Source organism: Thiothrix winogradskyi (assembly GCF_021650935.1).
In the GTDB taxonomy this organism is placed as follows: Bacteria; Pseudomonadota; Gammaproteobacteria; order Thiotrichales; family Thiotrichaceae; genus Thiothrix; species Thiothrix winogradskyi.
In genome coordinates this window covers 1046195-1066954 of the sequence record NZ_CP091244.1, presented here as the reverse complement: position 1 = coordinate 1066954, position 20760 = coordinate 1046195, and the positions used below count along the sequence as shown (strand labels likewise).

Annotated in this window: 21 protein-coding genes; 15 read left to right on the top strand and 6 right to left on the bottom strand. The window is 53.2% G+C overall.

The features are described 5' to 3' along the window. Window position 1 precedes the first annotated feature (1 nt). From L2Y54_RS05450 to L2Y54_RS05440, 3 genes are read right to left on the bottom strand one after another with little or no spacing between them, the layout of a single operon-like run. Window positions 2-520, bottom strand: a complete 519-nt coding sequence (locus L2Y54_RS05450) for a hypothetical protein (RefSeq protein ID WP_236500781.1) — start codon at window positions 518-520, stop codon at window positions 2-4. Next, complete coding sequence (locus L2Y54_RS05445) at window positions 517-1125, bottom strand: hypothetical protein (protein ID WP_236500780.1); 609 nt, start codon at window positions 1123-1125, stop codon at window positions 517-519. The genes L2Y54_RS05450 and L2Y54_RS05445 overlap by 4 nt, the downstream gene beginning before the upstream one ends. Then, window positions 1112-1759 carry a MotA/TolQ/ExbB proton channel family protein gene (locus L2Y54_RS05440; protein WP_236500779.1) on the bottom strand — a complete coding sequence of 216 codons (648 nt, stop codon included), beginning with the start codon at window positions 1757-1759 and terminating at the stop codon, window positions 1112-1114. Before L2Y54_RS05440 ends, L2Y54_RS05445 begins: the two co-directional genes overlap by 14 nt. 152 nt (window positions 1760-1911) lie before the next feature. Between L2Y54_RS05440 and L2Y54_RS05435 the strand changes: the two genes are divergently transcribed. From L2Y54_RS05435 to L2Y54_RS05425, 3 genes are all read left to right on the top strand, one after another. Next, window positions 1912-3297: a sensor histidine kinase gene (locus L2Y54_RS05435; protein ID WP_236500778.1), complete on the top strand. Its 1386-nt coding sequence runs from the start codon at window positions 1912-1914 to the stop codon at window positions 3295-3297. 10 nt (window positions 3298-3307) lie between these two features. Then, window positions 3308-3985 (top strand): response regulator transcription factor, encoded by a 678-nt coding sequence (locus L2Y54_RS05430; RefSeq protein WP_236500777.1) that lies wholly within the window; start codon window positions 3308-3310, stop codon window positions 3983-3985. A 74-nt stretch (window positions 3986-4059) separates the two neighbouring features. Continuing rightward, window positions 4060-6255 carry a TonB-dependent receptor family protein gene (locus L2Y54_RS05425; protein ID WP_236500776.1) on the top strand — a complete coding sequence of 732 codons (2196 nt, stop codon included), beginning with the start codon at window positions 4060-4062 and terminating at the stop codon, window positions 6253-6255. Between the two features lie 46 nt (window positions 6256-6301). Here the strand turns inward: L2Y54_RS05425 and L2Y54_RS05420 are convergent, their stop codons facing one another. Beyond that, entirely contained in the window at window positions 6302-7465 is a 1164-nt protein-coding gene (locus L2Y54_RS05420) for an ABC transporter substrate-binding protein (protein WP_236500775.1), read from the bottom strand. Then, window positions 7458-8582 (bottom strand): YVTN family beta-propeller repeat protein, encoded by a 1125-nt coding sequence (locus L2Y54_RS05415; protein WP_236500774.1) that lies wholly within the window; start codon window positions 8580-8582, stop codon window positions 7458-7460. Before L2Y54_RS05415 ends, L2Y54_RS05420 begins: the two co-directional genes overlap by 8 nt. A gap of 152 nt (window positions 8583-8734) precedes the next feature. Here L2Y54_RS05415 and L2Y54_RS05410 point away from each other — a divergent pair, with 152 nt between their 5' ends. The 12 genes from L2Y54_RS05410 to L2Y54_RS05360 all read left to right on the top strand — a co-directional run bounded on the left by L2Y54_RS05410 (window position 8735) and on the right by L2Y54_RS05360 (window position 19350). Next, window positions 8735-9541, top strand: coding sequence for an ABC transporter permease (locus L2Y54_RS05410; protein ID WP_236500773.1), 807 nt, complete (start codon window positions 8735-8737; stop codon window positions 9539-9541). Between the two features lie 76 nt (window positions 9542-9617). Continuing rightward, a complete protein-coding gene (locus tag L2Y54_RS05405) occupies window positions 9618-10853 on the top strand; it encodes an ATP-binding protein (protein ID WP_236500771.1) in 1236 nt (411 codons plus the stop codon). A 141-nt stretch (window positions 10854-10994) separates the two neighbouring features. Further along, a complete protein-coding gene (locus L2Y54_RS21745; protein ID WP_311196225.1) occupies window positions 10995-11225 on the top strand; it encodes a helix-turn-helix domain-containing protein in 231 nt (76 codons plus the stop codon). Then, on the top strand, window positions 11222-11779 hold the full coding sequence (locus L2Y54_RS05400) for a hypothetical protein (protein ID WP_236500770.1): 558 nt from the start codon (window positions 11222-11224) through the stop codon (window positions 11777-11779). Before L2Y54_RS21745 ends, L2Y54_RS05400 begins: the two co-directional genes overlap by 4 nt. Continuing rightward, window positions 11776-12963: a DNA cytosine methyltransferase gene (locus tag L2Y54_RS05395; protein WP_236500769.1), complete on the top strand. Its 1188-nt coding sequence runs from the start codon at window positions 11776-11778 to the stop codon at window positions 12961-12963. The genes L2Y54_RS05400 and L2Y54_RS05395 overlap by 4 nt, the downstream gene beginning before the upstream one ends. Before the next feature lie 59 nt (window positions 12964-13022). Next, window positions 13023-14036 (top strand): ABC transporter substrate-binding protein, encoded by a 1014-nt coding sequence (locus L2Y54_RS05390; RefSeq protein WP_236500768.1) that lies wholly within the window; start codon window positions 13023-13025, stop codon window positions 14034-14036. Then, window positions 14033-14773: an ABC transporter permease gene (locus L2Y54_RS05385; protein ID WP_236500767.1), complete on the top strand. Its 741-nt coding sequence runs from the start codon at window positions 14033-14035 to the stop codon at window positions 14771-14773. The genes L2Y54_RS05390 and L2Y54_RS05385 overlap by 4 nt, the downstream gene beginning before the upstream one ends. After that, window positions 14770-15537 carry an ABC transporter ATP-binding protein gene (locus L2Y54_RS05380; protein WP_236500766.1) on the top strand — a complete coding sequence of 256 codons (768 nt, stop codon included), beginning with the start codon at window positions 14770-14772 and terminating at the stop codon, window positions 15535-15537. Before L2Y54_RS05385 ends, L2Y54_RS05380 begins: the two co-directional genes overlap by 4 nt. Before the next feature lie 45 nt (window positions 15538-15582). After that, complete coding sequence (locus tag L2Y54_RS05375; RefSeq protein WP_236500765.1) at window positions 15583-16251, top strand: c-type cytochrome; 669 nt, start codon at window positions 15583-15585, stop codon at window positions 16249-16251. A 33-nt stretch (window positions 16252-16284) separates the two neighbouring features. Then, the gene (locus L2Y54_RS05370) at window positions 16285-17043 is read left to right on the top strand and encodes an ATP-binding cassette domain-containing protein (RefSeq protein WP_236500764.1); all 759 of its coding nucleotides are present in this window, start codon (window positions 16285-16287) and stop codon (window positions 17041-17043) included. Further along, window positions 17040-17969 carry an alpha/beta fold hydrolase gene (locus tag L2Y54_RS05365; protein WP_236500762.1) on the top strand — a complete coding sequence of 310 codons (930 nt, stop codon included), beginning with the start codon at window positions 17040-17042 and terminating at the stop codon, window positions 17967-17969. The genes L2Y54_RS05370 and L2Y54_RS05365 overlap by 4 nt, the downstream gene beginning before the upstream one ends. Before the next feature lie 40 nt (window positions 17970-18009). Next, window positions 18010-19350: an NAD(P)/FAD-dependent oxidoreductase gene (locus L2Y54_RS05360; protein ID WP_236500760.1), complete on the top strand. Its 1341-nt coding sequence runs from the start codon at window positions 18010-18012 to the stop codon at window positions 19348-19350. Here the strand turns inward: L2Y54_RS05360 and L2Y54_RS05355 are convergent. After that, on the bottom strand, window positions 19337-20656 hold the full coding sequence (locus L2Y54_RS05355) for a hypothetical protein (protein ID WP_236500759.1): 1320 nt from the start codon (window positions 20654-20656) through the stop codon (window positions 19337-19339). The genes L2Y54_RS05360 and L2Y54_RS05355 overlap by 14 nt on opposite strands. Between the last annotated feature and the right edge of the window lie 104 nt (window positions 20657-20760).

Sequence of the window (20760 nt, the reverse complement as noted above, 5' to 3'; positions counted from 1 at the left end):
CTCACTTCTCCGGTAACGCAGGGTCGGGCAAATTACTGAACTTGAGGTCGTCTTTCAAATCGCTCACCTGTTTGGCATTGGTTTGCGCCATTTCGTTGCTGGTGCGTTTGCGCTCTTTGGTACCGATTTGCACATTGCCATTGCGTTGATTGCGTAACGCATCTTGCAAAGCCGAATGCACCTCACGCCCGTATTCAATCTGGTAGGCACGTGGTTCACCTTCCGGTTTGCTGCCTTTCAGATTCGATGCCCAAATAAAGATACGCCCCGGCGTGCCTTGTTCCTGATTCGGCTCTTCAATCACCGAAGCGTGCAATAGGAATTTATCCGGCAAAGCGGTTTGCGCAGGCCAACCCTGTACCTGTTGCCAGCCCTGATAACTGACCCAATAAAACCCAGTGGCAATGATGACCAAACCGAATTTTACCAACCAATGCAGCCGCCCGTGTGTCAACACCAGCACCACCATTGCCAGCAAAAACACATACGCCACCACCAATAGGGCGAGCATTTCGGTCATAGTTTTTCTCCTAACACGAGGGATTTTTGTAGCGTATTAATGTCGGTGATTTGCCCATCCGGGGTAATGCTGAAACGCACTGCCGTTTTTTCTTCGCCCAACCGCTCTAGCGTGGTAGTGGCGTAATGCAGTACTTTCAGGGTTGGATTCACTTCCGCCACATACACCGTGACGGGTACAGGGCGCAGGGTTTGGCTGCGGTAATAATGCACGTTGATGGTATAGTCGCCCGGTGGTCGCCCGCGAATCGTTACCACCTCCTGATTCAAGGGGTTAATGATTTCTTTACCATCAATGAGTTGCATGTCATTTGCCATGCCACGGTCATCCCGATCCAAGTGCATCAAGCCGGTTTGCGGGCGCGAATACCACACCAGCTTGCCTTGTGGCCCTTCCACCCAGGTATCAATGTCATCGGGTGAGTTATCCGGCCAACTCACCGTAATCATGAACTCGGCTTTCGGGTTGATAATGCCGCTTTTCGCGGTCGGGTTCATCAGCAATAACGCCATTAAAAACAAAAAGGTAAAGGTGAGTAAGGCGTTAAACAGCAAATCACTAAAGGGGTCGACATCCAGCGTATTGCGGCGTTTAAACAGCGCCATGCACTACCTCGCTGGCGTGAACCGCATCCAGCACCAATTTATCGGCGCTACGATCCAACATCAGGTATTGAATCCCCAATAACATACTGCCGACCAAGCCGATAATCGTGGTATTGAGCGCGATTTTCATGCCTTGCGTCATCTGGCTCATCAGGGTTTGCACTTGGGTAATATCGAGCGCATCCAAATGCGTCATTGACCCCAGCATCATCACAAAGCCAATCACCGTGCCGAGCATTCCCAACTTGATCAGCGCCCCGGTGATAAACCAACCGACTTCGTGTTGCCCGCGCAATTGCGCACTGAGCAATTCCGCCGTGAGTTGCTTTTCCTGCGGATTCGCAATCGCCTGTAAATCACGCAAATAACGGCTGATGACTGCGCCATTATCGCGGCGTTTGCCCTGTTCCCAATCCCACAAGGCATGGGTTTGCTGCGACAAAAACACACTGCGATACCCACAGTGCAAACAGGTGAGCAGGAAAATCCCCACCATCAACAGGCACAAATACGTGTTATCGGTCGCGAACATCCATGGCAAAATGCCCTTATCCCACAACGCTGCCAAGCCCATCAGCAATAAGCCAAAGAACCACAACCAATGCAGTGCTAACAACCAAGCGTTATGTTTCATCGCAGCTCCGCTAATAAAATAACCGTGATGCGGACTATGCCACAGCGAAGGTTTGTTATTGGTTGGTTGCACCGGAGGTTGCTTTGCTCATGCCAACCTTTTGCCAACCGCAAAGCGCATAACGTAAGCCCAGCAGCAGCAACGAGACACCCATGCAAGCATTCCGGCAATTTTGGCATCCCCTCAGACGGCGCATTCAAGCAGTAATGGCGCTGTACCTGCTCATCATCAGCGTGCTGGTTATGACCAATCTGTGGGCAACCCATTACCTTGGGTATTTACTGGAACGCTCAGACAAATCCCATCAGCAATTACAAGCATTGCAACGCTTGCACGGTGATATTCACCAGCATTTCAGCCGTCAGATAGCAGTGCTATTGCAAGATAAGGCAACCCCCGCATTAAGTGATTCAACCCAGCAGATCCAAGCACGCTTTCAAGCCTTAGTCACCATCAGTCATCAGGAAGCCGCCCTAGTCCAAACACACGATAAAGCCGCAGAATTCGCTGAAATTGACCATTTCCAACGGATGCAACATGAGCTGAACCATTTACTCCGCGTTGCCAATCAGCCGCCGGTCACTAGCGAGAACAATATGCACGCAAAACTGCAATGGTTTAGCGGCACGGTGTTGGCGTTGTATCAACAAAACCTGCAACCGTTGTTGGATGCCGCCTTAACCGACGAACAAGCCGAGTTACACACCGTCAAGCAAACCCACCGCGAGCTACAACAATACATGCACCTGATCATTACCGTCATGGTGGTAATGAGTGTGGTAGCCGCCCTGACATTGGTTTATCTACTGACTGCACGCACCCGTTCCTTACAAACCAGCAATGCACATCTGCGCCAAACCGATCACAACCGGCGGCGTTTTTTGGAAGATGTCAGCCATGAACTGCGTTCCCCCCTAACCGTCATGATGGGGGAAGCGGATATTGCGCTGCTGAATCCACAGGCGGATAACACACTCTACCGCCAAACCTTGGACGTTATTCTTGCCAATAGCGCTTACCTGCAACGCCGCATCCAAGACTTGTTAGCCGTCGCCCGTGCTGAAAACGGCGTACTGCGCTTGCAGTTTGCACCCGTGGAATGGTGCAAGCTGTTACAAGACACGGTGCGCACTATCCAAGGCTTTGCCAACAGCCGCCAAGTGGTAATCCAATTGGCATTACCTGACCACGCCGTCACCATGACGGGCGATGCCGATTGGTTGCGGCAATTGCTGATGACCTTGCTGGATAATGCCATTAAATTTACCCCCGCAGGCGGTACGATTACCCTATCCTTACAGGCAGAAACGGGGAAAATCGCCCTGCGCATCCACGACACTGGCATTGGCATTGCCCCGGAAAACTTGCCGCATTTGTTTGAGCGTTATTACCAAGCCAACCCGAATACGCAAGCCCATCACGGACGTGGCTACGGTTTAGGCATGGGCATTGCTCGCTGGATTGTGGAACAGCATCACGGTGAGGTGAACGTTAGCAGTCTGCCAAATGTCGGCACCAGTATTGCCATTGTGTTTTAGGAGTGCAGCCATGCGTGTATTACTGGTGGAAGATGACTCCGGCATTGCCAGCTTTATTTGCCGGGGTTTGGCAATGGAAGGCTGGCAAGTCGAATGGGTCACAACCGCCAAAGACGCACTGCGGGCGATGGCGAACCCGCCGAACCTTGCCATTCTGGATTTGGGCTTGCCGGATATGGATGGTTTAAGCGTGTGCCGTGCTTGGCGTTTAACAGCCGCGACCATGCCGATTTTGGTGTTATCCGCCCGTGATGCGCTGGAAAGCAAAATCGCCGGGTTGGATGCCGGAGCGGATGATTACCTCACCAAACCGTTTGCATTTTCAGAACTCACCGCACGGCTGCGAGCCTTGGAACGCCGCCAATCGCTGCAATATGCCCCGACCCGCCAACTGCAAGCCGGAGAGCTGCACCTCAATCTGGATACCCGCGAAGTCCGCTTAGCCGGTCAACTGCTGGCGATGACGGAACGTGAATTTTTGTTGCTGGCATACTTGCTGCGCCATGCGGGCGAGGTGTTAAGCCGCCAGCACCTGCTTACTCATGCTTGGGATGCCAGCGCTGACGTCACCGAAAATGCTGTAGATGTGTACATCGGTTACTTACGCCGCAAACTCGAACCGGACGGCATTCCCCGCATGATCCACACCGTGCGCGGCATAGGGTTTAAGTTTCTGAGAGAATCCTGAGAACGCCCCAACGATTTTCCAACGTACCGACCTTTACACTGTGTTAATTGAACCACATTCCCAAGGAGAGCAGGATGAAAATAACACAGTTCCCCCATAACAAACTGCGTATCGCGGTATTACTGGCGGTTGGCGTGACCCCTGGCTTATTGCTAGCGGATACCGAGGTCACGGCACTGGGTAGCATTGATGTCGTGGGTATTTTGCCCAAAAAACTCGACGGTGTTCCCGGCTCATTCGCAATTATTGACCGTGCGGATTTAGAACAACGCCGCGCCTTTTCGGTAGAAGAAACCCTAAACACCGTCCCCGGCATTCATGTCGTCGGTGAAAATACCATGGGCTTGGGGGTGAATATTGGGATGCGCGGCTTAGACCCCCGGCGTTCCTCGCGCACCTTGCTGCTGGAAGATGGAATGCCCTTGTTTTTAGGGCCGTATGGCGACCCTTCCGCCCATTACACCACGCCAACCGAACGGGTAGACACGATTGAAGTGGTCAAAGGCTCAGGGCAAGTGCTGTATGGCCCGCAAACCATCGGCGGCATGATCAATTTCGTCACCCAACCCGTGCCTGAAAATGGGCGAGAAGGCAGTGTGACTGCCAGCGTTGGCAATAATAATTACACAGGGATAGCCGCCACTATTGGCGCAGGCAATGAAAAAGGCGGGGTGCGACTCGATGTCATTAAAAAACAAGGCGATGGTATCCGTACCAACCACGATTTCGATGTCAGCGAATACACCCTCAAGGGCAAGCTCAATCTCAATGACAAACAAACCCTGACCGCGAAGGTATCGCAGTTTACCGAAGATTCGCATGTGTCTGAAACCGGCTTGGGAACAGTGGAATACGCCGAAGACCCCTTCCAAGCCCCGACCGGTAAAAATGACCGTTTCGAGCAGGAACGCACCACCGCACAAGTGCAACACACGCTGGAAATCAACGACAAAGCCAAACTAAGCACACAAGCCTATTACGTCGATAATAGCCGCGCCTCGTTCCGTCAAACCAATGAACCCGGCAGTCTGGATGGGCGTTCCGTGATGGATCGCTGTGAAGATTTGGGCGTGGCGACCGAAGAAAATGCGGAATTGTGCGGTGGGCGCTGGCGACCCCGCGATTTCCAATACTGGGGGATTGAACCGCGCTTGGATATTAGCCATAACGCTTTTGGTGTCGAAAACGAAGCCGTGATCGGAATGCGCTACCACAAGGAAACGCAGGAACGTAACCAATTCCGGGGAGCTGACCCGCGCTTTCAGGACAAAGACTACGCCACCAGCTTTGTCGGCGTGAATGGCGGTACGGGGCATCGTGAGCAAATCGACATTGACCTCGATGCCAAATCGTATTACGCGCAAAACACCTCACATCTTGGTGACTGGTCGATTACGCCGGGCGTGCGGGTCGAAGATCTCACCATCAACACCGATGTGAAACGCGCTGAAGGTCAACCGCAAAACAACCCCGAATCCCAGCTTAGCAATAAGCAAACCAAAGTCCTGCCCGGCTTTGGGGTCGCTTGGAATGGCAAGGAAAAAACCACGGTGTTTGCCGGTGTCCACAAAGGTTTTGCCCCGCCGCGCCCTGACCGCGACATTAGTGCCGATGGTGCTGACAGTGCGGTGGTCAGCAACACCAAGCCAGAGGAAAGCACTAACTGGGAACTGGGCGTGCGCAGCAAACCCAAGCCCGGTATTACCACCGAAGCCACCGTGTTCCACACCGATTTTGACGAGGTTGTGATTCAGGATAACGGGCGTTTCTTCAACGGCGGCAAAACCCAGCAAAACGGGGTTGAGCTGGCAGGGCGGGTTGACTTTGGGGTACTGAATAACACCAGCAGCAATGTTTACCTGCAAGGCAGTTACACCCATCTTGCCAATGCCAAATTCAAAACCGATGTTGCCGATGAAGATATTCTCAGCGGCAATCGGATGCCCTACGCACCCAAGCACCTTGCCAGCGTAAACCTTGGCTACGAACACCCCAACGGTTTAGATGCGCGTATTGGTGTCAACCACGTCAGCGAACAGTTTGCGGATGGCGCGAACACCACCGTAGAAAATGAATCGGGTGAAGAAGGCACGATTCCCGCCTACACCCTGTTGAACGCCTCTTTGAATTACAAGCCCGGTAATTCCAAAGCCAGCTATTTCATCAGTGCGGAAAACTTAGCGGATAAGGAATACCTCGCCAGCCGTGTCGATGGCAAAACCGCCGGACGCGGGCGGCAAATCATGGGAGGCGTTAGTTTCGACTTTTAGTCCAAGTAAAAATGGCGGGGGTGTATCCTCCGCCAAAGACAGGCTCTCAAAACTTACATTGGCTATCGCGCTCATCAAAGCCCAAGGTGTCGAGGTTATTGGTTTGGTGCAGGAAACCATCCAGCGGCAGGCGTTCCACCACCCAGTTATGCGTTCCCAGCAAAATCGGCTGGCGTAACTGGCGATCCCACGGACGGAAATTGCTACGTTTGCCCTTAAAACCATCCAAAATGAACGCATCACTCAGCAAGTGTTCGCGCAGTTTGGCAAAGTCAGTGCTGGCAGTGCGCTGTACCGCTTCGGCAATCGCCTTGACTGCCATCCACGCCGCCCAGTCCACGTCACGCATCGGGCGACCGGCGTGTTTCTCGAAACGCTTTTCCAATTGCGGTGCGCCGTGGCGTTCCCATGCCCAATGCCAAGCGGCTGGGGCTAAACCTTCCGACCCCACCACTAACTGCGGCTTAATGCTTTGGTAAGGCACATTGCGGGCAAATTCACCGTGGGTATCCGCGACAAAAATCACATCGTAATCGGCATCAGCGGTCAGCAACGCCACATTATTCTGATCACGGTGACGCGGGTCATTGCTCAATTCAAACGGGCGCTTTTCGTCAATTTCCACGCCGTAACGCTTGGCGGAACGTTCAAACGCGGCAGTCAATTGCAGGTCTTCGTCAGATCCACCGTGCAATAACAGCGCTTCATTCCATTTGCGCACTTTTAGGTATTGAGTCAGCGCGTCGGTCAGCATCGCGTAATTGGGGATAAGGTGCAGCAAATGCGCCTGACATTGCGCTTGCCGCAAGCTGTCTTCGCGGGCAGAAATATTTAATAGCAACAAGTCTTTGCCCTTGGTAGCCGCTGCCAATTCCGCCAGCGTAGCCGCTGGGGTATCCACCACGAAAAACTGCACGCCTTGCTTACTGAGGCTCTCCACCTGCGCCAGCAAGTCGGCAGTATCTTTACCTTTGACCTGTTGCAGCTTGAATTCTGCACCAACGGCGGAACCGTGGAATTTGCTTTCCTTTAGCGCCACCTCAGCTCCCGCGTAAGGGCGACCGAGTGGCTGCATCAGGTATTGCGCAAAGGTGCGCTTGCCACTGTAACGCGCGTCATCCTGCAATTGCAGGTAGCCGATGGGGAAATCGGCAGCGCTTACCGCATTACTCAGCAATAGCGCAAGGAGGACAAGAATTCTGCTAATCATCAATCAGCACCGTATGCGGTACACGTGCAATCGGCACCGATTTCACCACTTTGCGGCTGGCAATATCCACTACCGAGATGTCATCGCTCAAGCCATTGGCAACGTAGAGCAAGCTATTATCACGGTTCAAGGTCACGTTCCAGGCTCGCTTACCCACCAACACGTAGTCCTGAATTGCCTGGCTGGCAACATCGACGAAGGCAATGTGATTTGCCCCACCCAAACCGACAATCACAGTTTTACCGTCGCTGCTCATGGCAATGCCAACCGGGGTAACATCTTCCTCGCGGAAACCTTTGGGCTGGAACTTAATGGTTTTGGTCACTTTGTTGGTGGCGGGGTCAATGATGGTGACTTCACCGCTGATTTCATTCGTGACCCACAATTCTTTTTGGTCGGGGGTCATGGCGAAACGGCGTGGGCGATTGCCGACCACGATATTCGCTTGCATCTCACCGCTGGCGGTATCCACGACGTGGACAGTGTTCGCCACTTCAGAAGTCACATACACGGTTTTACCATCCGGGCTGAGCAAGATACCTTCCGGTTCTTCGCCGACTTCCACGGTTTTCATGCCGGGAATTGTGGTGTCAGCGTCGCCTTCCCCCTCTTTTTCATCATCATCGTGATCGGCTTTGTCGTCTTCGGACTCGCTGCTTTCACCCGGCGGGGCTGGTTCAGCAACGCTCAGGTCGGGTTTGTCGCCGCGTTTAGCAAAGTATTCGTCCAGATTGAGGATACCGAGTGCGCCATCATCTTCCAGCGAGATATATAGCGTTTTGCCATCAGCGCTAATGTCGAATAATTCGGGGTCTTCGATGCCAGCAATGCGGTCGACCAGTTCCAGTTTGGCAACGTCGATAATGTCAATCGCCGCACCATCACCGCAGGCGGCGTAAATTTTGCTGCGATCAGGGCTGAATTGCAGGTGGCGCGGGCGGGCAGCCGTGCCAATCCGCTTGACCACTTCAAAGGTTTTGGCATCGAGTACGCTGATATTGTTGTCTTTTTCGCTGCTAACAAACAGATAGCCAGTATCTTTGGCAAAAACAGGAAGGGCAGCCAACAGGCTGAATGACAGTAACGCTAGGGTAAAAGGCGGGGTAAATGGCTTCACAATGTCCTCCTCATTATGCATCGCTTTAGGGTCACTGTAGACGGGGGTTGGTTGGAAAAAGGTTGGTTGGCCGCTTGAGGTTGGTAAAAAGTTGGTAGCGCAACCCGTCTATTTGCGGTATCAAGACACAGCTAACCATCGGGGAGGAGGTTATGGCACACACGCGACGTTTGCCCGCACTGCTGGCAATCAGCCAACGCGAAACGGTTAAATTCTGGCATCAGCGCGGGCGCTTGCTGTCGGCATTGGTGCGTCCAGCCTTGTGGCTGGTGGTATTCGCCGCCGGATTCCAGAACATTTTCGGGGTGTCGATTATCCCGCCTTACGAAACCTATATCGAATATCAGGTCTACGTCGTCCCCGGTTTGCTGGGAATGGTGTTGTTATTCAATGGGATGCAATCGTCGCTGGCAATGGTCTATGACCGCGAAATGGGCTTAATGCGCTTATTGCTGATTGCACCGCAACCGCGCTGGTTTTTGCTATTCAGTAAGCTGGTGGCGGGCACGGTGCTATCGGTGTTGCAAGCGTATGCGTTTCTGGCGTTGTGCGCCGTGTTTAAGGTGGATATTCCGTGGTCAGGATGGCTGTATGCGTTGCCACCGCTGATTCTGGCGGGGTTAATGCTGGGGGCATTGGGCTTGCTGCTGTCGGTGTCGATCCGCCAATTGGAAAATTTCGCCGGAACCATGAATTTTGTGATTTTCCCGATGTTTTTTATTTCTACCGCACTCTACCCGCTGTGGAAATTGCAGGAATCGGGCGCAACCATTGTGCATCAACTCGCGCAATTGAATCCGTTCACCCATGCGGTGGAAATGATCCGCTTTGCCCTTTACGGTCAGTTCAACCTCCTCTCCTCACTGGTCGTATTGGGCGCTTTAATCGTATTTTTCCTGCTGGCAGTGTGGGGCTATGACCCGCAGCGGGGGATGGTGAAGAAGGCGCGGCAGGCTTGATTGCATGTAAAATCGTCCATCAAGTGGATGATTTTCAGCTATTGAATGGCAGATATACATGATCTAAAATAGCGACATGTATACACGCCACATCACCCCCTTGCTACAAGAAGCACTCGCTGACACCCCCGTTGTGTTGCTTAATGGCGCACGTCAAACGGGCAAAAGCACCCTGATTCAGGCATTCGCTGCCAATGAGGGACGGCGTTATTTCACGCTGGATGATCACGCCACACTCGCCGCCGCTACTGGCGACCCCGCCGGATTCATTGCAGGCATCAATGGCGCAGTGGCATTGGATGAAGTGCAACGCGCCCCAGCCTTGTTCCTCGCCATCAAAGCAGCGGTTGACCGTGACCGCAAGCCGGGGCGTTTCCTGCTGACGGGTTCGGCAAACGTGATGCTGTTGCCGGATATTGCCGATTCACTCGCAGGGCGTATGGAAGTGTTGTCGCTGTGGCCGTTGTCGAGCGCCGAACTGGCCGGTGATGCCACCACCAATCTGGCGGATTGGCTGTTTGATGGCAAGCTGGATGCAACGCCTATCCCGCCCTGTGAACGCGCCCAACTGATCGACAAGCTGGTAACGGGCGGTTTCCCCGAAGCGGTGACACGTCGCAGCGAACGGCGGCGGGCGGCGTGGTTCGACAACTACTTGCAAGCGATCCTGTACCGCGATGTGCGCGAGCTGGCGCGGGTGGAACAACTGACCGAAATCCCCAATCTGTTGCAACTATTGGCAAACCGCAGTGCCAACCTGCTGAATTTTGCGGAATTGTCACGTACCAGCAACCTGACTCAAACCACGCTCAAACGTTATTTTACGTTGCTGGAAATGCTGTTTCTGGTGTATCGCCTGCCGTCATGGGAGCGTAATCCGGGTAAGCGACTGGTCAAAGCCCCCAAGGTATTCGTGCCGGACACGGGTTTGCTTGCCCACCTCGCCAACTGGACAGCAGGGCGCATGGGTGTCGAAAGCGGCTTACCCGGTGGCTTGGTCGAAACCTTCGTATTGGGTGAATTGCTGAAATATCTCGCTTTTTCTCAACAGCGTTTGGCCTTGTGGCACTACCGCACCCAAAGCGATATAGAGGTCGATTTCATCCTCGAAAATCGGGCGGGCGATATTACTGGCATTGAGGTCAAAGCCAGTGCCACGGTGGATAGCAAAGACTTCAAAGGCTTGCGGCATTTGCAGGAAACCGAACCGACGCTGTTCCGGCGTGGGATTGTGTTGTATAGCGGGCGCGAGCTTGTGCCGTTTGGGGAAAAGCTGTTTGCCGTGCCGTTGTCGATGTGGTGGAGAGGATGATTGATTGATTTTCAAACTGACAAGGATTTAATCCGGCGCGTATTAGGTTGTGTAAAATCGCCCAGCATATGTGACTTATAGTCCATAGACTCATAGTCTACAAAAGTAAAAGATTAGGCTTTCACCATGTAAAACTTAATCATGCAGGACAAAGAGTTACTAACTTTTTTTGGTACGAAAGTCCAACAAATAAGAGCGCAAAAAGGGTTTAGCCAAGAAAAACTTGCTGAGCTAACCGACCTTGATCGAACGTATATTAGTTCAGTTGAAAGAGGGCATCGCAACGTCAGCCTCATTAATATTTACCGGTTGATAACAGCACTGAACTGCCAGCCACATGAACTTTTCCCATCAAAGGGAGAAGCTCCATGAACCGTATTGATGAAACATTCCAGTTCTATCAGAAGCACATCCTTGATGCTGAAAAAATTAGCTTGCTTAAGGCGCATAACCTAAAGGTAACAGGTTCAGTTCCATCAGTGATTTGGGAACTGTTCGGTGCCATCCTAACGGGGCGATCCAGTACAGGCAATACGGGGGCTGATTTATCTGGTTGGGAAATCAAGTCGGCTAAAATGGGAGCTTCATACGAATATCAGTACCATCTCAACACTGGAACCCATAAGCTGGATGAAGATGCACAAATCAACCACCTGTTTTGTGCATACTCTGAAACTTACGTTGATGTGATCGTTAAAGTCATGGCGGGGAAAGACTTAGCAAGCTACTTCAACCAATGGAAACCAGAGTATCTGCAAAACTATGACACCTCCGTTCCTAGTGCTCAACGCAGGCAACGGTTCCGTCGCAGTATTCCAGCAGGATTCGTGAGGACGAACGGCATACTGGTACTGGAAATTCGCGAGGGTGCTTTGGTTGAACGAAACGACACGATCATTGATACCTTGAACAGGTTTATTTCATGATGAGATTTGCGGAATTTTTTGCTGGCGTTGGCTTGGTGCGTGAGGGACTGGCAGATGATGGCTGGTCATGCGCTTGGGCCAATGACATTGCCCAAGACAAGAAGGAGACTTACATCGCAAATTTTGGTGATAACGATTTTGTTCTGGATGACATTTGGAATATTGCCAAGCTACCTGAGCAAATACCGGATAATGTTTTCCTGTATACGGCATCGTTTCCTTGTACTGACCTTTCAGTGGCTGGCGACCGGGCAGGTCTCGCAGGGAAAGAATCAGGTACTCTCAGTGCATTACTGGACATCCTGGCACAAAAGAAACAGCGCAACACTCATCCCCCTATCGTTTTACTTGAAAACGTCAAAGGCTTTCTGACCTCGCATCAGGGGAAAGACATCAGAAACACGGTTAAGACCCTGAATATATTGGGATATACCGTCGACATCATTGAGATTGATGCCGTGATATTCACACCTCAAAGCCGACCTAGAGTATTTGTTGTTGCAGTTGAAAACACCCTAGCTAAACAGGTCATGAAACTTAAAGCCAAAAAAAGTATTCTGGACACTTGGTGGAATCATTTTCACCAAAATCCTCAACTGCGCTCAACTAAATTACGAGACTTGATTCAAAGCAACCCTGACCTGAATTGGGGCTTGTTTGACATACCAGTACCTAAGAAAACAGCACTCAAACTTTCTGACATTGTTGAGCAAGTAGCGGAAGACTCACCTTTGTGGTGGGATACCGAAAAACAGCACTATCTGTTTAGTCAGATGAGTACAGGACATCGGGTTGTTATCAAGGAAAAGCTCAATGAGCCGGACTACTTTTACGGCACAGTTTACCGTCGGATGCGTAACGGTCAATCCATGGCAGAATTGAGATCGGATGGGATTGCAGGCTGTTTACGTACCCCCAGAGGGGGATCAAGCAAGCAAATACTGGTGCAAATTGGTCACGGTAGCTGGAAAGCTCGTCTGATGACGCCAAGGGAATATGCACGTTTACAGGGTGTCCGTGACAGTTTCTGGATGCCGAATAACGCCAACAAGGGATATTTTGCGATGGGCGATGCAGTGTGTGTCCCAGCTATTCAGTACATATCAAAACATATTCTGAAACCTACTTACGATGTTTGGTACCAAGAACAACACTCCTATCGCAGGTTGGTAAAAAGTTGGTAGCATTCCCCCCCCACTTTACGGTATCAAGAAGCATTCATGTCATCGTGGAGGAGGACATTATGTCGGGTTCATACCGTCGTTGCTGGGTACGCTGTGTCGCTGTCTTGGGTTTGCTCGCAGGGCTGATTTCCCCCACGTTTGCGCTGGAAAAAGTCCGCGTCGGCGTGCTGGAATTCGGTACTGTCAACTGGGAAATGGATGTCATCCAAACCCACAAACTCGCCGAACAACAAGGGATTGAACTCGAAGTCGTGCGGCTGGCTTCCGCCGATGCTTCCACCGTAGCGCTGCAAGGTGGCGCGGTCGACATGATCGTCTCCGACTGGGTATGGGTTGCCCGCCAACGCGCTGCCGGTCAGGATTACACCCTATTCCCCTATTCCAACGCGGTCGGCGAATTGCTGGTCAAAGCCGACAGCCCCATCAAGACGCTGGCTGACCTCAAAGGCAAAAAGCTCGGTGTGGCAGGCGGCGCTTCCGACAAAAGCTGGTTGCTGTTACGCGCCGTTGCCCAGCAAACCCAGAAGCTGGATTTGCAGGCAGAAACCGAACCGCAATACGCCGCGCCCCCCTTGCTGAATGAGCTAATGCAACGCGGCGATCTGGATGCGGTGCTGAATTTCTGGAACTACGCCGCCCGCCTCAAAGCCGCCGGAATGCGCAGCATCATCACCGTCCCCGATACGCTGGAAGGCTTGGGTATCCAACGCGACCTGCCACTGATCGGCTGGGTATTCAGCGAAAAATGGGCGCAAGAACACGCCGCCAGCGTCAACGGTTTCCTCAAAGCCTCCTACGCCGCCAAGCAGAAAATGCAAAGCGACAATGCCGAATGGGAACGCCTACGCCCGCGCATGAAAGCTGAGGATGATGCGGTATTTACCGCCCTGCGTGACGGTTTCCGCGCTGGCATTCCCGCCTGTTTTGGCGACAAGGAAAAGCAAGCTGCCACCGACACCTTCCGCATTTTGGCAGAAATTGGCGGTGAAAAACTGGTGGGCAAAGCCACCGCCTTGGACAAAGGCGTGTTCTGGGCAGGGTTTAACTTGCCCGACTGCACCGCCAAACCATGACGCAACGTTTCCTGCGCGTTTGGGTATTGCTAGGTTTGGTGCTGGTCTGGCAATTACTCGCCATGCTGTTGGAAAGCCGTTCCCTGCCCGCGCCGTCAGCCGTGCTGGAAACCTTGTGGCAAGCGCTTTTCCAGGGTGAACTGCTGTTTCACTTGGGCGCAACTTTGGGGCGAATCGCGGTGAGTTTTACCCTCGCGATGCTGATCGGGGTGGCGCTCGGTATCCTCATGGGCAGCCGCCCATTATGGAATAACTGGCTGGATGTGCTGCTGATTTTGGGGCTGAATATTCCGGCACTCGTCACCATTATTTTGTGTTACATCTGGCTGGGTTTGGGGGAAGTAGCCGCTATCTTAGCCGTCACCATCAATAAAATTCCGACCGTGGTGGTGGCAATACGCGAAGGGGCGCGTGCCATCGACCAGGATTTACTGCAAGTGGCGCAAGTCTACCGCTTGTCACGCTGGCAAACCTTCCGCAAGGTCTATCTGCCGCAGCTTTACCCCTATTTATTCGGCGCGGCGCGTAACGGCTTGGCACTGATCTGGAAAATTGTGCTGGTGGTGGAATTGCTGGGGCGTAGCAATGGCGTAGGCTTTCAATTGGGTAATTATTTCCACTTTTTCGACATTACCGGCATTTTGGCGTACACGCTGGCGTTTGTGCTGATTATCTTGACGCTGGAAACGCTGCTATTGCGCCCCTTGGAACAGCGCGTCAATCGGTGGCGAGCATGAGTTTATCCATCAATATCCCGCACAAAACCTACCCGAACGGTGTGTGTGCGCTGCAAGATTTGCACCTAACGGCGGAACGCGGCGAATTCATCGCCTTGGTCGGCCCCTCAGGCACAGGCAAAAGCACCTTGCTGAATATCATTGCCGGGTTGGATCAGGATTTTGTGGGGCAGATTGCTTACCCGCCGCAAGCCACCCTGAGCTTTATGTTCCAAGAACCACGCTTAATGCCTTGGCTAAGTGTGGCGGACAATATTCGGCTGGTGCTGGATGCGCCGCAATACCAAACCGATAGCGCCCGCTTTACACGCATGGACACCTTGTTACAGCAACTCGATTTGCAGGATTTTCGTGACAGTTTCCCCAAACAATTATCCGGCGGCATGAAACGGCGCGTGGCGTTGGTACGTGCCTTCGTCACCCAACCCAGCTTATTGCTGATGGATGAACCGTTTCAATCCCTCGATGAACCCACCGCGCAAGAGTTACGCCAATTGCTGTTAACACTCTGGGCAGAAAACGCCCCGACCGTGCTATTCGTGACCCACAGTTTGAATGAAGCCTTGTTGCTGGCAGATCGTGTGATATTCCTATCCGCACGCCCCGCCCGCGTGATTTTGGATTACCGTGTGCCATTACCACGCCCGCGCCCCTTGGCTACCAGCGCGTTGCAACCGTTACAGGTAACGCTATTGCAAGAATACCCAGCCTTGCTCTCCGGGGTGCTGACATTGCCAACCTTTTCCCAACCCCATTCCCCCTAGAATCATAGGCATATTTTGTTAGATTGGCATTCGTGGAGAACGACAATGAAGTATTTGAAAATGGTAGCATTGGCTGCATTGGTCGGCATGACCAGTACCGTACACGCTGACGGAACCATGTTGGAAATGGCGACCAAACAAGGCTGTTTTATTTGCCACTCGGTGCAAGCGAAAACTGGCCCTGCGATTCCCTTAGCGCCTGCTTACGCGGATATTGCAGCACGTTTCAAAGATCAGAAAGATGCCGTGGGCTTCCTGTCACAACGCATCCTCAAGGGAACGATAGATACCAAACAGGATTGGGAAGGCAGCGTCAATATGCGCTTCATGCCCCCCAATGTGAATGTTTCCCCGGAAGAAGCCACCCAGTTAGCCGAATGGATTCTGACCATTAAGCAAGATGAGGTCAGTGAAGAAGTCGTGACCTACGAAGGCATGATCAACCTCGCCGCCCAAAACGGCTGCATCGCCTGCCACGGTGTCAACCAACAAGTCGACAGCCATTACATCCCGCTTGCGCCCAGCTTCCATGCGGTAGCGGAACGTTACAAGGGGAACGCCGATGCTAAAAAAACTTTGGTGGAAGCTGTCATTGCGGGTACTGTCAACCAAGAAAAGAAATGGCCTGATGTTAATATGCGCTTTATGCCGCCAAACCCGTCATTAAGCCCTAAAGACGCAGAAACATTGGTCGACTGGATTTTGACCCTGTAAGCTCAGCGGCTCTAACCTCACTGGAAACTGACCATGACTGAAGCGCCTATCTTGTCCGTGCAGACGGTTAGCAAACACTACGGCAAACTGTGCGCGGTGAATCAGGTGAGTTTCCAGCTTGGCAGCGGCTTTCATGCGCTCTTAGGACCGAATGGGGCGGGCAAATCCACCTTATTCCAATTGCTTACCGGCTTGTTTGCGCCTGATCAGGGTGAGATTCACCTCAACGGTATCAGCATTCGCCACGAGTTACCGCAAGCCTTGGCACAAATGGGCGTGGTCTTCCAGCAACCGGCGCTGGATTTGGATTTGAGTGTGCAAGCGAATCTGGATTTTTACGGGCGCTTGCATGGCATGAACAAAGCCAATATCCGCACCCGCAGTCACGCTGCCTTAACCCAATTGGAAATCGCTGAAGTTTCCCCTACCCCGTGCCGCCACCTCAGCGGGGGAAATCGCCGCAAGGTGGAACTGGCGCGTGCCTTGCTTACCGAACCCAAACTGCTATTAATGGACGAAGCCACCGTCGGGCTTGACCCCGCTTCCCGCGCCACCTTGCTAAGCTATGTGCAGCGTTTGTGCCGTGAACAAGGCTTAAGCGTGTTATGGGCCACCCACTTAATTGACGAGGCAGAAGCCGCCGATCAAGTGCTGGTCATGCATAAAGGCAAATTACTGGCACACGCTCCGCCTGCGGCACTTATCGCCCAAACGCAAACCAGCACCTTACTGGATGCTTTTTTCCAACTCTCCGGCGAAACCCGGCTGGAAAAGCGCCCTGCACAATTATGAAATTGCCGGTCACGCACGGTCATGTGCTGCATTACGCCGAGTTCGGCAATCCGACGGGAATTCCACTGTTGTTTGTGCATGGCGGCCCCGGTTCGGCGTGCCATCCGGCACAGGCACAATGGTTGTATCCGCAAGGTTTCCGCATTATCCAACTAGACCAGCGCGGTTGTGGGCAATCGACCCCGCAAGGTGGTTTGCTGGGGAATCACCCTGTCAATTTGCTGCTGGACATGGAAGCCCTGCGCCAACATTTGGGGATTACGCGCTGGGTGATTTACGGCGGTTCATGGGGGGCAACACTGGCATTGGAATACGCCAAGCAATATCCCGCGCAAGTCAGTGCGTTGCTATTGCGTGGGGCATTTTTGGCACGTCAGGACGACTGGGAATGGTTTAGTTTGTCGCACGGGGTTGCGCAACAGTTTCCCGCCGCGTATCACGCCTTATTGCACACGTTGAAACCCACTGCGGGTGAAAATCCGCTGAATAGCCTGTACCGGCATATTCACAATCCGCGCATACGCCCGGAACAGGCATACCGTTACGCACTGGCATGGGATGCGTGGGAATGCGCGGTCATGGGGTTGCCTGCCCCCGTGTTTAACCCTGATGCCAGCACTTGGCAGCCGCGCATCAACAGCACCCGCATTTACAGCCATTACTGTTACCAGCAATTTTTCTTGCCCGCGCAAGGGGTGATGCAGGGACTGGAAGCCTTGCGTACCCTGCCAGTAATGCTGGTGCATGGTCTGCACGATTATGTATGCCGCTATGCCAGCGCGGTGTTACTGGCGCAACACTTGCCCAACAGCCAATTGATTTCGGTCGATGCTGGGCATGGGATGCACGAACCCCGCTTGCAACAGGCATTGCTGCAAGCAGCTATCGCCTTGCACGGCAACCTTTTGCCAACCCAACGCCGTTAAGCTATGCTGCATTGCAATATTTCTTAAGGGATGGAACATCATGCACGTGCATATCGCAGAAGGTGAAGGCTTACACCGCATAGTCATTGTGGGTGGCGGCGCTGGCGGGCTGGAACTGGCAACCTTGTTAGGCAAAACCTTGGGCAAGCAACAACGCGCCCACATTACCTTGGTGGATAAAAACCGTACCCATATTTGGAAACCGATGCTGCACGAAATCGCCTCCGGCAGCATGGATTACACCTTGCACGAAATCGACTACCTCGCCCAAGCACGCTGGCATCACTTCCGCTACCGCATTGGGGCAATGACCGGCGTTGACCGCAGCCAACGTCTGGTGTTTATCGACGCGCATACTGACGAAGACGGCATAACCGTGACCCCACCGCGCAGCTTACCTTACGACACCTTGGTGGTGGCGATTGGCAGTCGTACCCACGATTTCAATATCCCCGGTGTGGCGGAACACGCGATTCAACTGGATACCGCTGAACAGGCAGAACGCTTTCACCGCAAACTGGTGAATGCCTTCATCCGCGCCAATGCGCAAGCCGCGCCGCTGCAACCGGGGCAGTTACAAGTTGCCATTATTGGTGCGGGAGCAACCGGCGTGGAATTGGCAGCCGAATTGCATAAAAGCGTGCGTACACTCGTCGATTACGGTCTGGAACGCTTGGATGCTGACCGCGATGTCAATCTCAACCTGATCGAAGCCGCACCACGCATCCTGCCTGCCTTGCCTGAACGCATTGCTGACGAAGCCATGCGTATCCTCCAGAAACTGGAGATTAATGTGCGCACCGATGCCCGCGTCGCTGGGGTCAAAGCGGATGGCGTGGAACTGGCATCCGGCGAATTCATTCCCGCCGAATTGGTGGTATGGGCTGCGGGTATCCGCTCCTTTGTTTGCCTGCAAAACATGGATAATCTCGCCATCAACAATATCAACCAATTGCTGGTCAAACCCACCCTGCAAACCACACTGGATGATAATGTGTTTGCCTTTGGTGACTGTGCAGCAGCACCTTGGCTAGGCAAAGCGCCCGGCACGTTAATTCCCCCACGCGCCCAAGCCGCCCACCAGCAAGCCCTGCACCTTGCCAAGCAATTACGCAACCGTGTGGAAGGCAAACCGCTGCAAGATTTCCACTACCAAGACTTTGGCTCACTGATTTCCTTGGGAGAAAACTGGGCAGCAGGAGGCTTGATGGGGAACCTTTCCAAAGGCACATTGTTTGTGGAAGGCTATATTGCCCGCTTTATGTACAACATGCTCTACAAAAAGCACCAACTCGGCTTGCATGGCTTTTGGAAAGTGGCACTCGATACCGTGTCGGGTTTTATCCGCCGCAAAACAACCCCGCGTATCAAGTTGCACTGATGCCCGACACGGGAAGTTTCCAGAAAAACAGCAGCGAAACCACGCCCCACATCAGCACCACATAGCGGATATTGCCCTTGAACAAATCCATCCCGGAGGCATCGAACTGACTGCGCAGAATGGTGTTAAGACCGGAAAACGGGCTTGCCACCACCCCAAGGCTCCAGAAACACAGGAACAGCACCGCCAGCATGTTGGGATCAACATGCAGCGGCGTCAGCAACGAACCCAACACGCTCACGCTAACCACCGGATGCACCCCGGTCAACGCCACCAAAATGGCGACCGCCAGCGCCAGACTAGCCTGCACCGCGCCGAAATGACCAAACGGCTGCCAATCAAACGTCCCGGATAAGGTCTGCACCCCGATACTCAGCAGCCCAGCCCCCAGAAACAGCGACACCTCCCGCGCCATCCGCGAGCCACTGCCCAGCACATGCGCCGCCAGTTGCTGCCACAGCGCCTGCGGGCGCTTTACCCACAGAAACAGCACAGTCAACAGCACCGCTGTCACGCTGACCACCATCAACACCGGCACGGCAGGCAAGCCTTCATGCAACACTAGCACACTGACTGCCAGCAATAGCGGAATGACCAGACTGCCAAAATGCAGCGGATAACCACGAAAATCCGCCACTTGTTGCAACCGCCATCCCCCCAGTTCCAGCACACTAACCAGCAACGCCACCAGCATCAACCCCAATCCCGTCAGCACCACCGGATACAATTGCGCCCCCGGCGCGTAAGTCAACGCCACCGCCATTGCCGCGAAAAATGGCGACCAAAATGCCGCCAACGAAAAACCTCGGCTCAGCACCACCACCGCCTGCCGGTTCAGCGCCCCGCTGACGCGCAACCGTTCCGCCATCAACACTAGGATTGAGATATTGATCACTGCCCCCAACACGTGCACGCCCATCAACGTTTGCAGGAAAGCTTTTTTACCGTGGGGAAGGGATTCATGCGCCGTATCGTCCCCCGCCGCAATCAGGCGCAGGAAGCCAACGCAATACAACATCACCAGCAAGCCATTGTTTTGCAGCAGAATATCAGGCAAGGAAACAGCACCACCGCGCATCATACCCCACAGCAACAGTATTCCCCCCACACTCGCCAGCAGGAAAAACTGGGTAAACGCTCGCAACGGCTGCCCACTCAATAGCATAAAGACGAGCGCCAACCAGCCGCACAAGCCACTGAGCCACAAAGGAAGGAGGGGAAACAACAAATGCAGGACACTGCCCAGCGCCATGCCCAGCAAACAAACGCTGGCAACAACACCCGGCGCAAAGGAAGGTAACAACATGCAGCAGCTCTTAGCGGCAGAGAAAGTATTTAGGCTATCTATCCATTTCAGCCAGTTAATCTATCTCTTTTGTCTTGTCAATGCAATTAAAAACGTTGATATAG

Bases quoted from the DNA above. Each gene is read 5' to 3' on its own strand.
- L2Y54_RS05370 (WP_236500764.1), top strand. From the start codon at position 16,285: ATGACTGAAGCGCCTATCTTGTCCGTGCAGACGGTTAGCAAACACTAC.
- L2Y54_RS05450 (WP_236500781.1), bottom strand. From the start codon at position 520: ATGACCGAAATGCTCGCCCTATTGGTGGTGGCGTATGTGTTTTTGCTG.
- L2Y54_RS05425 (WP_236500776.1), top strand. From the start codon at position 4,060: ATGAAAATAACACAGTTCCCCCATAACAAACTGCGTATCGCGGTATTA.
- L2Y54_RS05405 (WP_236500771.1), top strand. From the start codon at position 9,618: ATGTATACACGCCACATCACCCCCTTGCTACAAGAAGCACTCGCTGAC.
- L2Y54_RS05410 (WP_236500773.1), top strand. From the start codon at position 8,735: ATGGCACACACGCGACGTTTGCCCGCACTGCTGGCAATCAGCCAACGC.
- L2Y54_RS05430 (WP_236500777.1), top strand. From the start codon at position 3,308: ATGCGTGTATTACTGGTGGAAGATGACTCCGGCATTGCCAGCTTTATT.
- L2Y54_RS05400 (WP_236500770.1), top strand. From the start codon at position 11,222: ATGAACCGTATTGATGAAACATTCCAGTTCTATCAGAAGCACATCCTT.
- L2Y54_RS05365 (WP_236500762.1), top strand. From the start codon at position 17,040: ATGAAATTGCCGGTCACGCACGGTCATGTGCTGCATTACGCCGAGTTC.
- L2Y54_RS05355 (WP_236500759.1), bottom strand. From the start codon at position 20,656: ATGTTGTTACCTTCCTTTGCGCCGGGTGTTGTTGCCAGCGTTTGTTTG.
- L2Y54_RS05385 (WP_236500767.1), top strand. From the start codon at position 14,033: ATGACGCAACGTTTCCTGCGCGTTTGGGTATTGCTAGGTTTGGTGCTG.
- L2Y54_RS05375 (WP_236500765.1), top strand. From the start codon at position 15,583: ATGAAGTATTTGAAAATGGTAGCATTGGCTGCATTGGTCGGCATGACC.
- L2Y54_RS05380 (WP_236500766.1), top strand. From the start codon at position 14,770: ATGAGTTTATCCATCAATATCCCGCACAAAACCTACCCGAACGGTGTG.
- L2Y54_RS05390 (WP_236500768.1), top strand. From the start codon at position 13,023: ATGTCGGGTTCATACCGTCGTTGCTGGGTACGCTGTGTCGCTGTCTTG.
- L2Y54_RS05435 (WP_236500778.1), top strand. From the start codon at position 1,912: ATGCAAGCATTCCGGCAATTTTGGCATCCCCTCAGACGGCGCATTCAA.
- L2Y54_RS05395 (WP_236500769.1), top strand. From the start codon at position 11,776: ATGATGAGATTTGCGGAATTTTTTGCTGGCGTTGGCTTGGTGCGTGAG.
- L2Y54_RS05420 (WP_236500775.1), bottom strand. From the start codon at position 7,465: ATGATTAGCAGAATTCTTGTCCTCCTTGCGCTATTGCTGAGTAATGCG.
- L2Y54_RS21745 (WP_311196225.1), top strand. From the start codon at position 10,995: ATGCAGGACAAAGAGTTACTAACTTTTTTTGGTACGAAAGTCCAACAA.
- L2Y54_RS05445 (WP_236500780.1), bottom strand. From the start codon at position 1,125: ATGGCGCTGTTTAAACGCCGCAATACGCTGGATGTCGACCCCTTTAGT.
- L2Y54_RS05440 (WP_236500779.1), bottom strand. From the start codon at position 1,759: ATGAAACATAACGCTTGGTTGTTAGCACTGCATTGGTTGTGGTTCTTT.
- L2Y54_RS05360 (WP_236500760.1), top strand. From the start codon at position 18,010: ATGCACGTGCATATCGCAGAAGGTGAAGGCTTACACCGCATAGTCATT.